Origin of the sequence: Streptomyces niphimycinicus, assembly GCF_018883605.1 — a bacterium.
Lineage (GTDB): Bacteria > Actinomycetota > Actinomycetes > Streptomycetales > Streptomycetaceae > Streptomyces > Streptomyces niphimycinicus.
This window is the reverse complement of the sequence record NZ_JAHLEM010000103.1, coordinates 1-12,226: the sequence shown is the minus strand read 5'-3', so window position 1 is coordinate 12,226 and position 12,226 is coordinate 1. Positions and strand designations below refer to the sequence as shown.

The 12,226-nt window shown below is 66.7% G+C and carries 13 protein-coding genes and 7 pseudogenes; 12 read left to right on the top strand and 8 right to left on the bottom strand.

The window, feature by feature from the left end:
• From KN815_RS12275 to KN815_RS12265, 3 genes and pseudogenes are all read right to left on the bottom strand, one after another.
• Positions 1–102 (bottom strand): annotated as a pseudogene (locus KN815_RS12275) (IS5/IS1182 family transposase); the annotation flags it as partial.
• Positions 103–164: 62 nt separating this feature from the next.
• Positions 165–714, bottom strand: a pseudogene (gene tpg / locus KN815_RS12270) (telomere-protecting terminal protein Tpg).
• Between the two features lie 6 nt (positions 715–720).
• Positions 721–867: a hypothetical protein gene (locus KN815_RS12265; protein WP_216341814.1), complete on the bottom strand. Its 147-nt coding sequence runs from the start codon at positions 865–867 to the stop codon at positions 721–723.
• Between the two features lie 188 nt (positions 868–1,055).
• Here KN815_RS12265 and KN815_RS12260 point away from each other — a divergent pair, with 188 nt between their 5' ends.
• Positions 1,056–1,454 (top strand): GNAT family N-acetyltransferase, encoded by a 399-nt coding sequence (locus KN815_RS12260; protein ID WP_216341813.1) that lies wholly within the window; start codon positions 1,056–1,058, stop codon positions 1,452–1,454.
• A gap of 1 nt (position 1,455) precedes the next feature.
• Here KN815_RS12260 and KN815_RS12255 read toward each other — a convergent pair whose 3' ends face one another.
• Complete coding sequence (locus KN815_RS12255) at positions 1,456–1,668, bottom strand: hypothetical protein (protein WP_253208917.1); 213 nt, start codon at positions 1,666–1,668, stop codon at positions 1,456–1,458.
• A 75-nt stretch (positions 1,669–1,743) separates the two neighbouring features.
• On the opposite strand from KN815_RS12255, the gene KN815_RS51510 reads away from it, so the two are divergent.
• On the top strand, positions 1,744–1,866 hold the full coding sequence (locus KN815_RS51510) for a hypothetical protein (protein ID WP_301184569.1): 123 nt from the start codon (positions 1,744–1,746) through the stop codon (positions 1,864–1,866).
• 647 nt (positions 1,867–2,513) lie between these two features.
• Here the strand turns inward: KN815_RS51510 and KN815_RS12245 are convergent.
• A pseudogene (locus KN815_RS12245) lies at positions 2,514–4,141 on the bottom strand (ISAzo13 family transposase).
• 171 nt (positions 4,142–4,312) lie between these two features.
• On the opposite strand from KN815_RS12245, the gene KN815_RS12240 reads away from it, so the two are divergent.
• From KN815_RS12240 to KN815_RS12230, 3 genes and pseudogenes are all read left to right on the top strand, one after another.
• Positions 4,313–4,819, top strand: a complete 507-nt coding sequence (locus KN815_RS12240; RefSeq protein ID WP_216341811.1) for a DinB family protein — start codon at positions 4,313–4,315, stop codon at positions 4,817–4,819.
• An 88-nt stretch (positions 4,820–4,907) separates the two neighbouring features.
• Positions 4,908–5,069 (top strand): annotated as a pseudogene (locus tag KN815_RS12235) (IS5/IS1182 family transposase); the annotation flags it as partial.
• Between the two features lie 16 nt (positions 5,070–5,085).
• Positions 5,086–5,352: pseudogene (locus KN815_RS12230) on the top strand (transposase); the annotation flags it as partial.
• Positions 5,353–5,373: 21 nt separating this feature from the next.
• Here the strand turns inward: KN815_RS12230 and KN815_RS12225 are convergent.
• Positions 5,374–5,556, bottom strand: a pseudogene (locus tag KN815_RS12225) (IS6 family transposase); the annotation flags it as partial.
• Between the two features lie 284 nt (positions 5,557–5,840).
• Here KN815_RS12225 and KN815_RS51505 point away from each other — a divergent pair.
• The 7 genes from KN815_RS51505 to KN815_RS12195 all read left to right on the top strand — a co-directional run bounded on the left by KN815_RS51505 (position 5,841) and on the right by KN815_RS12195 (position 10,666).
• Positions 5,841–5,963: a hypothetical protein gene (locus tag KN815_RS51505; RefSeq protein ID WP_301184568.1), complete on the top strand. Its 123-nt coding sequence runs from the start codon at positions 5,841–5,843 to the stop codon at positions 5,961–5,963.
• A 119-nt stretch (positions 5,964–6,082) separates the two neighbouring features.
• Positions 6,083–7,087: an AraC family transcriptional regulator gene (locus KN815_RS12220; RefSeq protein ID WP_216341810.1), complete on the top strand. Its 1,005-nt coding sequence runs from the start codon at positions 6,083–6,085 to the stop codon at positions 7,085–7,087.
• 142 nt (positions 7,088–7,229) lie between these two features.
• Positions 7,230–7,613, top strand: a complete 384-nt coding sequence (locus KN815_RS12215) for an alpha/beta hydrolase family protein (protein ID WP_216341809.1) — start codon at positions 7,230–7,232, stop codon at positions 7,611–7,613.
• Positions 7,610–7,873, top strand: a complete 264-nt coding sequence (locus tag KN815_RS12210) for an alpha/beta fold hydrolase (RefSeq protein WP_216341808.1) — start codon at positions 7,610–7,612, stop codon at positions 7,871–7,873. Before KN815_RS12215 ends, KN815_RS12210 begins: the two co-directional genes overlap by 4 nt.
• A 15-nt stretch (positions 7,874–7,888) precedes the next feature.
• On the top strand, positions 7,889–8,257 hold the full coding sequence (locus KN815_RS12205) for an alpha/beta hydrolase family protein (protein WP_216341807.1): 369 nt from the start codon (positions 7,889–7,891) through the stop codon (positions 8,255–8,257).
• Between the two features lie 622 nt (positions 8,258–8,879).
• Positions 8,880–9,788 (top strand): MBL fold metallo-hydrolase, encoded by a 909-nt coding sequence (locus tag KN815_RS12200; protein ID WP_253208918.1) that lies wholly within the window; start codon positions 8,880–8,882, stop codon positions 9,786–9,788.
• Positions 9,789–9,979: 191 nt separating this feature from the next.
• Complete coding sequence (locus KN815_RS12195) at positions 9,980–10,666, top strand: SDR family NAD(P)-dependent oxidoreductase (protein ID WP_216341805.1); 687 nt, start codon at positions 9,980–9,982, stop codon at positions 10,664–10,666.
• 113 nt (positions 10,667–10,779) lie between these two features.
• On the opposite strand, the gene KN815_RS12190 is transcribed toward KN815_RS12195, so the two are convergent.
• Both KN815_RS12190 and KN815_RS12185 read right to left on the bottom strand, forming a co-directional pair.
• The gene (locus tag KN815_RS12190) at positions 10,780–11,613 is read right to left on the bottom strand and encodes an alpha/beta fold hydrolase (protein WP_216341804.1); all 834 of its coding nucleotides are present in this window, start codon (positions 11,611–11,613) and stop codon (positions 10,780–10,782) included.
• 397 nt (positions 11,614–12,010) lie between these two features.
• Positions 12,011–12,226, bottom strand: a pseudogene (locus KN815_RS12185) (IS6 family transposase); the annotation flags it as partial.

Below are 12,226 nucleotides of genomic sequence, written 5' to 3'. Positions count from 1 at the left end.
CTCGCGCCGCAGCGCGGTGATGAGCTTGCCGAACTGACGCGGGCTCAGCCCGGTGAACGGGGCTATCCAGGACGGCTCCGACGCCGTGATCACACCAGACACAGCAAGATCATCTCACCCGTGACCAGCAGTTGCGGGACAGCTCTTAGCGGGGCACCGCCTGACTACAGCGAGATGTCGATCTGCTCCACGTCGGTGAACTCCACGCCCAAGCCGTAGGCACGGGTGTTGGCACGGAAGTACATCTGGGCGAGGCCCTCGGCCGCGATGCGCTGGAGCTGCTGCTCGGTGGCGCCTTGCTCCCGGGCGGTGAACAGGCGGTCGGCATAGACGGGCGGGAGGGCCTGAGTGATGTCGTGGATCCGGGCGTCGTCGGTCGTGCCCGGCGCGGCGGTGAACCCCAAGCGGGCGCGGGTGGAGACGACCAGGCCGTCGGTGGAGGCCGCATTCTGCTTGGCCTTCGCCCGGATCTGCGGTTGCCACCGCTTCTTGACCTCGCGCTATATGCGGTCGCGGAGGGCACGGCGGGGCCGCTTAAGCTTGCCGACCACGTACCGCTCCACGGTTAGACACCCCCAACGCCTGCGCGACGGGCTTGGTGGTCTTGAGCTGCTTGACCAGGTACTTCATCTGCGCCTGGGCGCTCTTGGGGATGGGGCGGGTGAACGCCTCCTCCAGTGCGCGGTCCAGGCTGTCCCCGAGCGAGTCCACCATGTTCGGCTACTCCCCTTCCCTGGCTGTCGGGTCCTTCTTGATCAGGTTGGAGGCGTTGAACACGCCGCCGTGCTCCTCGAACTGTGCCTCGGCCCATGGAGCTCGGACGCCTTCCAGATACCCTTGTTCGCGGCGGTCAGCCGCAGGCTCCACCTCATCGGGCCAGTCCTTCCAGCCGCTTCGCGGTCCATCCCGGCGACCCAGGCGTCCTCGACTCGGGTCTGCTGCACGTGTAATGGTGGAGTCGGGTATTGGAACTCCCGGAATGCCTCTGGCTGAAGGGGCATGCGCCCCGAAAAAAAGAGGGCTGAGCCGGAGTCTCTCGACCTACAATGCGGCCCATGACGATCACGTATGAGTGGGGCGGCGACTTCGACAACGCTGCCGTCAACGCGCTCCACGCGGAGGCGTTCGGTCACGCAAAGATGCCCATCGATTGGCAGACACAAGTGCACCGTCACAGCCTCGGCTGGGTCTGTGCCCGAAGTGACGGCAGGCTCGTAGGGTTTGTCAACGTCGCCTGGGACGGTGGCGTCCATGCCTTCGTTCTCGACACGATGGTCGCTCAGGACATGCGCAAGACCGGTGTCGGGACCGAACTCGTGACGACCGCAGCGCAAGGCGCCCGTGCAGCGGACTGCGAATGGCTCCACGTTGACTTTGAAGAGCATCTGCGTCCCTTCTACTTCGACGCGTGCGGCTTCAGACCGACGGACGCAGGGCTCATCGCCTTGCGCTAGTTCACGCTTGCTCCGCAGTCGTCCGACGGTTGATCCCGGCTGCGTAGGCGGTCCAGTCTCCGGCAGCGGCTCGCTGCCACTTGACGGCGACATTGATGTCGATGCCGAGGATGCTGGCGAGGACCGCGGCGGGCAGCGCGGTGGCGAGTTGGAAGAGTGTGGTCGAGCGGGCTTCCGCGAGCCTGATGCCGAGTTTGCGGAGCCGTTCGCCCATGGCCCAGGCGCTGATCGGACGGCCGGGCTGGCCTTCGGGGTAGAGCCAGGGTGAGTCTGTGCGGCCGAGGACGGCATGGCTGCGGCGGACCGCGACTTGTCGGAGGGCCAGTTCAGCAACGGGTGCGGGAAGCTCGACAGGGACGGTGCCGAGGCGGATGCGGACTACTTCCTCCGTCTCCTCGATGTGGTCGAATGAGCCGGGAGATCACCGCGGGCCACTGAGCATAGAGGAGCAATAGCAGGCCGGCGAGGCGGTCTTCGGGCTTGAGGGTGTCGTCATGCACCAGGCGTCGGGCGGTGGCCCAGCGGGCTTCATCGTCCATCGCCTGGGAGGGGCCGTTCCATCTGACAGCTGGGAAGCTGAGGTCACGGGCGATCTTCTGGCCCAGGGCCCATCGCACGAGGTGGCCTGCCTCCCGGCGGTGGCGGACATCGTCACTGGTCATCCAGCGTTCAAGGTCGGCCTAACGGCAGGTGGCAAGGGTCAGGAGTGATCGGGGAAGTGCCCTGCAACGCTACCGGTCCCGCAACACGGCACCCCTGCGGCCTGAGCCCAGGACCAGGCCGACGATTGAGAGAGCAAAGCGGCCACAGCCCGGCGGCGTCGGGAACAGGGCGCCGCGGTGGCCGTCGAGGTGCTCCGGCTGACGTGCGAGAAGTGCGGGGCGGGCGACGACCGGCAGTGCAAGACGCTGAAGGGTTGGCCAGCCGACTCGGCGCACAGGGAAGGCCGCGAGAACGTGTGTGGCTGGGGGTAACCGGAGTCGCGTAAATGGCCCACTGGAAGTGAACGCAAGTGGCCCATACCTTTGGGCCGCTTCCCTCCTAAGGGCTTGCAGATCATTAACACGTCGTCTTGATCTTGCTGTTGGGCTCGCAGGTCAGGGCGAGGACCCGTGCTTGGAGGGCTGTGAGAGCCGCGGGTGGGGTGGTCGCGGGCGGGATGGCGATGCTGTGGATTTGAAGCAGTCTCCGATTCTTGAGGAGGGTGCGGTGCATGGCGGTGCGGCTGCTGCCGAACAGTACGGCCAGGGGTTCTGCGGCCAGGGCGACTCGCAGGTGGAGCACGGTGGCCAGGACCTGTTCGCGGAAGGAGAGCCGAGGCGGGCGGCCGCGCTGGGTGTCACCGTCGGGGGCCAGAGTTTCTGTGAGCTTGCTCAGTTGCCGCTGGCTCATCCCCGTGAGGGCAGGATCGGACAGCAGGGCCTGGTCCCATTCCCGGATCGGTGCCTGCGAGACCGGGGTTGCAGGGATTGCGGGGTCTGGCTGGGGTGCAGGACATAGTTCCAGTCGCCGTGGAATGTGTGCCGGGTCAGCGGGAGGGCGGCCATTTCCGCGTCGCCGATTCGGACCCCGGTGGGATAGGTGTTGGTGTCCATCTGGGCGGTCACGCGTAGTCCGGTGCGGGTCGTGGTTGCCGCGATGCTGTTCACGATGACTTCGTGGCTGGTCAGCGGGCGGCCGCGCCAGTTCATGGTGATGTGTGAGAACAGCCGGTGCTCGATCTTGTTCCACTTCGATGTTCCGGGTGGCAGGTGGCACACGGTGATCGTCAGCCCGGTCTCGGCAGCGAGCTGGGCAAGTTCGAGTTTCCAGGACCGGGTGCGGTAGCCGTTGGAGCCGCCTGCGTCAGCGGTGATCAGCAACCGGGTCGCCTGCGGGTACGCGACCTGGCCCTGGCCGTGCCACCAGCGGCGGATGGATTCCACCGCGAACGCGGCGGTGTCGTGATCGGTGCCGACGTTGACCCAGCCCGTGTTCGCCGCCAGGTCATAGATTCCGTAGGGGACGGCCTTGCCCAGCTGCGGGTCGGCGAAGTCGTGGATGTGAACGGGAACGGGTTCGCCGGTCGGCCGCCACTGGCAGCCGGTGTTCTTGAAGTCGCCGACGAGCTCCTTCTTCTTGGTGTCCACGCTGATCACCGGCTGGCCGGCGTTTCGGTGCTCGCGTGCCTGCTCGTTGAGGTGGCGGAACTGGGCGTCCCGGTCCGCATGCTGTCCGCCCTCGAGGGTCTTGGCGTTGGCCTGCAGGCTGAAGCCCTCCTCCCGCAGCAGACCGGCAACAGTGTCGGCACTGGTCTTGTGCCCGGCCTGGGTCAGCTCTCGCGCGAGGGTGCGGGTGGACTTCACTGTCCACCGCAGCGGCGACATCGGATCTCCGCGCTCGTCCGGCTCGACCAGCTCCAGCAGGGCCGGTCGCAGCCTCGGGTCGAGATCCGTAAGCCGCTTGCGTCCGCCGCCCGGCCGGCGCACCCGCCCCAACGGCTCCTCACCGGCCTCCAGCTCGTACACGCCCTTACGGACGGTCGTCTCGCTCACCGCGGCCGCCCGGGCGACGGCACGGATGCCGCCATGCCCCAGCCCCCGGGCCTCCGCAGCCATCAACAGCCGCCGCTGCCGCTCATCGAGATGCGGCCACAACACCGCAAACTTCACAGCAAGTTGATCACGAACCTGGCCCGGGATGCTCATACCACACCGACGAGCCCCACAACGGGAAGCAACACCTTGATTCCCTGCAAGCCCTCAGGGTTGTCCCCCAATTGATCTCCGGCCTCAGCATCGATGAGGCGTGCGGGCACTGGCGACCAATCTTCGAACCGAGAGTGGCCTGTGAGAACGCATCGTTGCCATGATCACCTGATGAACAATGACGAGCGCGTTTACCCCTCCAAGGTGGCCGATGACCGTGCGTCGCTCACCTCGTTCCTCGACTACCAGCGGGCGACCCTGGCCATGAAGTGCGCGGGCCTGACCGGCGAGCAGCTGAAGCGGAAGGTGATCCCGACATCAGGGCTTACGCTCCTGGGCCTGGTGCGGCACATGGCCTCCGTTGAGCGGAGCTGGTTCCGCTGGATCATGAACGCCGAGGATGTCAAGATGCCTTGGCCCGGCAAGGTCGACGGCACGTTCGCCGAGTTCCACGTCGAGGACGCGGATGCTGGAGAGGCGTTCGAGGTCTGGCGCGAGGAGTGCGCCCGTGCCCGCGCCGTCGTCTCATCTTTCAACTCACTCGACAACACTGTCCTCTTCCGTGGCGAGACCGTCTCGCTCCGCTACGTCCTCACCCACATGATCGAGGAGTACGCGCGTCACAACGGCCACGCCGACTTGCTGCGCGAAGCGATCGACGGAGCCGTCGGCGAGTAGACAGGGGAGCGTCGCGAAACCAGCCCGGCGAGCACCACGAGATGATCACATCATGGTTGCTGTGATCACGGCGTCGGAGCCCTCCTGAATAGCCCCCTTCACCGGGCTCAGCCCGCGCTGCTTCGCCAAGTTGGTGACCACGCTGCGACGCGAAGGAGCCGACCCGGTACGGCGGGGCCGACCCTGGAGCCTGCCGCTGCAGGATCGGCTGCTGCTGGTCACGGCCTACTGGCGCGCAATCTTGACGTTGACGCATCCGGCGTCGGCGAAAACTCTGGCTGAAGGCGGTCATCCCGGAGAAGAAGGACCAGGCCGCCAACCGACAGAAGAAGGGCTCCAGAGGCGGTCGGCCCGCCAGCCACGACGCCGAGCTCTACAAGGAACGGAAAACGGTCGAGCGTGCGATCAACAGGATGAAGGCATGGCGAGGTATCGCCACCCGATACGACAAGACCCCGGGGAGCTACCTCGCCGGGCTCCACCTCCGCGCCTCGGTGATCTGGATCAAGAACCTCACACGAGCCACCCCTTGATCACAACAAAAACGCTCCCTAAGCCTGCCCGAACTTCAGGCACCACCGCCGGATGGTCTCGTGGGAGACGACCACGCCGCGCTCCAGCATCAGCTCCTCGACCTCGCGGAAGCTGAGCGGGAAGCGGAAGTACAGCCACACGCAGTGCGAGATGATCTCCACCGGGTACCGGTGACCCTTGGACGACGGCGGCACACTCTCCACAGACGGTCCCCTCGCCTGCCCGATCAACCCCAAGATCATCCCACGTCGTCAGCCAACGTGACAGTGCCTCGGGAAGTACAGCCAGGACTCCTCTGTCATCGCCCACTGCGGCAAGGGGGTGGGCGGCTTCGACCGCTTCGACATGGTCATCGTCCCCCTCGCTCGTCTTCGGCTCCGCCCGCCGCAAGGCTGGCCCGGTCGGTAGGCAGTATGCCCCGGGAGCTGCTCAGTCAGAGGTTGTGCTCCAGGTGGTCGGCTGGCAGCGAGGCGGACATCCTCGCACCGTGATCGATGAACATGCGGACACGGCCTGCGAACGGCAGCTCGACGACCTCCCCTCCCTCATCGGTCGCCGCTTCGGCCGTGCCGATCTGCGGCGGTGGCAGGTGCGTGGCGTGACCGTCTGACGAACTCATGGCGCCACCTTGTCGGGGCGCGCTGCACAAACCCCTGTAAACTGCTGGTTCTGCTTATGGGAGCGGGTAAGCGGTGGCCGGCGGCTGCTGTTCCGAGTGGAGGCGGATTCATGCAGGTACTGCTCGACGCCTCGCGGTTCGCACCGACGGATCGCGCTGCGGCCATGTCGGACTATCTGATGGCCGCATCGGGCACGCCCCATCGAGTCCGTGTGCTCGCCGACCAGCCCACATCCGCCCAAGCCCGCGTGTCCGGGGTGGAACTGGACCGCGGTGTCTTCTTCGCGGAGGCAATCGGCGGCGGTTTCGGGATCGAGCGCACCGAAGCAGATCTGCGAGGGGCCGGTCCAGAGTGGATCTACCTCGTGCTGTTCGACGGTGACAGGCCCGGCCATTACGAACACGACGGCGTCAGCCGCTCGTTGCGTCGCGGCGATCTCTGCGTCACGGATATGAATGCCGCCTTCGCCTATCACGCCTCTGCCGCCTACAGAACGGTTTGTGTCCAGGTCGATCGTTCCCGCCTGGGGATGAACCTGGAGACCGTCCGCAGGGCCGACCACCGGCTGGCGCGCAGCCCTCTGTACGGAGTGGTCCGCGACCACCTGGCCTCCCTGTCCGCCAATGCTCCGCTGCTGACCGATCCCGGGGACCGTGAGTCCGCCACGGAGGCGACCGTCGCTCTGCTGAAGGGGTTGGTGGCCAGCGCTGCTCGGGATGACGATACCGCGTCCCGTAACGCCGTTCATGACCATCTCTTGGACCGGATCAGACACTTTCTCCGCATGCACGCCGGTGACCAGGGCCTCGGCCCTGACGATATCGCTGCTGCCCACGCCATCTCGGTGCGCAAGCTGTTCCAGCTCTGGCAGTCCCAGCCGCTCTCCCTCAGTGAATCAATTATGCAATTGCGCCTGGAGGCCGCTCAGCAACGCCTGATTACGCGACCGGACCTCACCATCGCCTCCGTCGCCCGTGCCAGCGGTTTCGTCGACGCTTCGCACTTCTCTCGCCGCTTTCGTCTCGCTTTGGGCTGCACCCCGACCGCCTGGCGCGCGGAACATCACGATCATTCTCCGGGTATGAACGCGGACGCCCCCAGGCGAGCGGAGTAGCCGCCACCGCGACCGGACGCCCCCTCTGCCAGCCATGCGGGTCCGGCCGAGATACCGCAGGTGACGCCATCAGGCACGCGGACGCGGACCTGCGCCCCCGCACAGTTGGGGGCTCGGAAGCCGAGTTGTACCGCCGGAATCCGTGAGGCAAGTCAAGACTTACTTCTTCGTCATTCTTCGCTACGTTGAGGGTGCAATGATTTCGGGCGCCTCCATCATTCTGGTCAGCAGTTGGCGCACTCGACGGAGGTTGGAAGTGAACGCCATCCGTATCACGGAAGGCCGGATCCCGGTGCCCGGAGGGAATGTTCGGTACCGCAGAATGGGACGTGGCGGTGTGCCGCCGCTTCTGGTGCACGGTGGTCCTGGATATCCCAGCGATGTGCTCTTTGAGGCGTTCGAGCCGCTCGCCCGGGAGCGCGAGATCGTCTGGTACGACCAGCTCGGGGTGGGGCGTTCTGACCCGATCGACGACCCCCTATTGCTGACCGTGGACCGCTTCCGCTCGACGAGCTCGGAGGGGTGACCGAGGGACTCGGCCTGGACAGGGCGCATGTCTACGGCCACTCCTGGGAAGCCATGCTCGGCCTCCAGTTCGCCGCGCGGCGAGGGTCGGAGTGGACCAGTCTGGTCTGTGCCAACGGACCGGCGAGCGTGCCCCGGTTCATGGAAGAGGTTCGCGAACTGCTCGCTGGACTCCCGGGAAATGTGCTCGACCGTACTTACGGCCGCGAACTGCGGGGTGAGACGGACGACCCCGACTACTGGACAGCGCAAGAGGAATAACTGCGCGCTTGCGTGGTGCGCACCGCTCCGGTCCGGCTCGATTCGGAACTGATGAGCCCACTCACTTTCCGGACGCTCGTCGGGCAGGCGGACTACCACGTGACCGGCGCCCTCAAGGACTGGGAAATATTCGACGAACTCGAAAGAATCCGGATTCCGACGCTCGTCCTCGGCGGGGAATTCGATGAATGCCTTCCCTCGCATCTCGCCGACATCGCCGCACGTATTCCGGACTCCGAGCACATCACGCAGCCCGGAGCGGCCCACATGGGATATCTGGAAGAAGAACCGCTCCGCAGCGCGTACGTCGGCATCGTCCGGGACCACATGGCGCGGATCGAGGCCCGTGATGCCCGTCATTCCCCACGCCCTCGCGGGGCGTGAGCCCCTGGCCTGAGCGAATGTTCGATTCCGAGGGCGGCGCGTTGCTTCCCGGCCACGGGGACGTCGCTTGTGCGTGGCCTTGGCGGCAGGCAGCGGCGCGATGGGGGAAGTCCCTTTCCCACGCGGCGTACGCGCGCACCGACGCGGCGAGGACGCGGGAGTTGCTCCCGGCGACCGGACGGCCTCGACCCCGCCCGCGTGGCCGCGGACGCGGGCGAACGGGGGGCTGATGGGCGCGCTTGGCGACAGCGCGGACGGCGCGACGTACCGGCAGGAGCCCGAGGCCGAGGACTCCTTGTGCCATGCCGCGGTGCGGGGTGAGGGAAGTCGTCCGCAGTCATGCGCCCTGGGACGAGGGGCCTGCATTGTCAGCACACCTGAACTGCCGCGCTCTTTGCCACGCTGAGCACGAAGCGATCGTTCCGCTGGTGACCCCACCCTCTTCTGTGACAGGAGCCGAGCGATGCACAGTGACCGGCCTCTACGCCCCATGAACCGGCGCGGATTCATAGGAGCCGCAGCGGGCATCAGCGCAGGGTTCGGGGCGGCCGCGCTGCTCGATGGTGGTCGGGGGCTCACCAGCGGCACCCATGGCACACCCGCCGCCACCTCCGAGCAGGCGATGCAGGCGTCCACGATCACGCTCGGCAATGTCACCATCAGCCGCGTAGTGGAGTACACGGGCCCGGTGGGAATGACGTCGCGTGAGTTCTTCCCGGACAGCCCGGAGAAACTGTGGCGGCAGAATCGCTCCTGGCTCAGTCCGGACTTCTGGAACCCCGACACGGACGCCGTCCGCATCGCGCTGCAGACGTGGGTGCTGCGCAGCGAAGGCAGGACGATCCTGATCGACACAGGTGCCGGAAACGACAAGTTCCGCCCGTACGCGAAGACGTGGCAGTACCTGGACACCGGCTTCCTGCGTCGCCTGTCCCGAGCCGGGGTGCGCCCGCAGGACGTCGACATCGTCGTGAACACCCATCTGCACAACGATCACGTCGGCTGGAACACCCGACGTCAGGGCCGGGACTGGGTCCCCACCTTCCCCAACGCCACCTACCTGATCCCCGAGACCGAGTTCACATTCTGGTCCCCGGAGCACCGGAGCAAGGCCAAGGATCCGAAGGCCGCCCTGAACGTGTGGGAAGACAGCATCCTGCCCGTGCACCAAGCCGGTCTGGTGAAGCTGTGGGCCGGCAGCCATACCATCGACGGCAACCTGACGCTGGACCTCGCCCCCGGTCACACCCCCGGCTCCTCCGTGGTCCGGCTGCAGTCGGGAGGCGACAGAGCGGTGTTCGCCGGCGATCTGCTGCACACGCCGTTGCAGCTCGAACACCCCGAGTTCGACAGTTGCTTCGAGGAAGACGAGAAACAGGCGCGCACAACGCGGCGGCGCACGCTGGAGTGGGCCGCCGACCATAAAGTGCTCGTGCTACCGGCGCACCTGTGCGGTCACGGCGCCGTCGAGATCGCCCGCAACGGGAGCCGCTTCAGGATCAAGAAGTGGGCGGGATTCAGCCCTATCTGACGCCCCGCCAACGGCGGCCTGCGCGAGGCCGGGATTCAGGATGTCCCCGAGGGAACGGGTAACGGGCCGCAGCCGCCCCCCATCTGCGACGTGCGGCCCGGCCACGGTTGGCGCAGCCAACTCATCCGTACACCGGGGCTCCTGGTTCCCCGCGCGTCATAGCACCCCATTTACCTACCCGAAGGGAAAGCATGACCACGTCAGTTGTCATTGGCGGTAGCGGCGGTCTCGGACGTGAAGTCGCCCGCCGATTCGCCGACCGCGGCGATTCCGTCGTCGTCACCAGCCGTGACCGAGCGAAGGCGCAGGCGACCGCGGAGAGGATCGGAGGCGCGACCCGCGGCCTGGCCGTCGACCTTGCCCGGCCCGAGACGATCCTCCCGGCCCTCGCCAGCGTCACCGAGGTCGACCAACTGGTCCTCACGGCCATGGATCCCGCACCGAACTCCTTGGCCGAGTTCGATGTCGAAGACGCTGTCCGCTCCGTGACCATCAAACTCGTCGGGTACGCCGAAGCGGTTCGTGCGTTGCGGGACCGCTTCCATCCGGCCGCCTCCGTCGTGCTCTTCGGCGGCATGGCGAAGGAACGCCCCTACCCCGGCTCCACCATGGTGACCACCTTCAATGCCGGGCTGTCAGGTCTGGTCAAAACCCTCGCCGTCGAGCTGGCACCACATAGGATCAACGCCCTGCACCCCGGCGTGGTCGGAGACAGCCCCAGGTGGCAGGAGGTCACGGATCATCCACATGAACGGCGCACCCCCATCGGGCGGTTGGTGACGAGGGCCGAGATAGCCGACGCCACCGACTTCCTCCTGCGCAACACCGGCATGAACGCGCATGATCTCCATGTCGACGGTGGGCTCCTCGTCGCATGAGGGAGTGCCTGATGTGAGACCCACACGGTGGACCGTACCGTCAGCGTTCGGTACGCGGCAGGGGCTCGTCGGCGCGCACGTGCCGGCGGGCCCCTGCGCGGTGCGGGAGGGGGCTACTTGGCGAGGAAGGTGAGGAGCGCGGTGTTGACTTCGTCGGAGTGTGTCCACAGGAGCCCGTGCGGGGCGCCCTCGATCTCGATGTAGTCGGCGTGGGGTACGGCCTGGTGGAAGGGGCGGCCGGTGGCGTCGATGGGCAGAATGCGGTCGCCTGTGCCGTGCAGGATGAGCGCCGGCACGTCGATCTTGGACACGTCGCCGCGGAAGTCGGTCGTCCAGGTGGGGACGCAGGCGCTGGAGGCGTGGGGGGAGGCCCCGGCCGCCGTGTTCCAACTGGCGCGGACGACCTCGTCGCTGATGCGGGTGCCGAGGTATTCGTCGAGGTTGTAGAAGTCCCGGTAGAAGTCGGTGAAGTAGGCGTAGCGATCTTTGGAGACGGCTTCCAGGATGCCTTCGAAGACGCTGCCGTCGACTCCGGTGGGGTTGTCGTCGGTCTTGAGGAGGAAGGGTTCCAGAGAGGCCAGGAAAGCGGCCTTGGCCACGCGGCCGGAGCCGTACGTCGCGAGGTAGCGGGCGACTTCGCCGGTGCCCATGGAGAAACCGACCAGCACGGTGTCGGTCAGCTCCAAGGTCTCCATAAGGGTGTTGAGGTCGGCGGCGAAGGTGTCGTAGTCGTAACCGGCTGTGGGGCGGCCGGACCTGCCGAAGCCGCGGCGGTCGTAGGTGATGACGCGGTACCCGGCCTCCAGAAGGGCCTTGGTCTGCCTCTCCCAGGAATCGCCGTTGAGCGGGTAGCCGTGGATCAGCAGAACCGGCTGTCCCGACCCGTGGTCCTCGTAGTAGATGTCGATGTCGGTGCTGTTCTCGCGGCCGACGGTGATGTACGACATGACGGTCTCCTTGATGAAAGCGATGCGGTGGTGGGAAGGGCGGGATCGGTACGGCGGCAGCCCGCCGTCCCCGTCCCTGGTGCGGACCGCCGCTTGGCGCCATTCGCCCGGATGCGGGTTGATCACTCGCCGACAGCTTGGCAAATTCCGCAGCAACCTGGATGTGCTCACTGCGCACATCCCTGGCCCGACAGCGCAGAACAACGGTGGGGCACTCGCTTACGCCGCCGGTGGCGAGGGCAACGGTGTCGAGCATGCTTCCGGGAGCGTGCTCGACGGCTCACGGTGGGTCAGGCCCGCGTGGCCGACCCCAGGCGGGGGCACTGTCACGTTGGTGAGGGGTGGGGGTGTCTGATGGTGTGTCGGGGTGTGGGTCGGCCTCGGGTGGCGGTCTGGGTCAGGCCGTTGTGGGCAGGGCGGCGCGGCCGGTGATCTGGTCCCAGATCGTGAATCGGGTGCTCATCTGGGTGCGGTACTCGGTGGCGGTCATCAGGTGGCGGCGGGGTTGGAAGTGGGGTGAGATGCCGCTGAACGCGGACAGGAATCTCTGTGCTCCGCCGACCGAGCGCAAGCCCTTCATGGTGCGTTCGCGCTGCCAGGTGGGCTGGTGGGA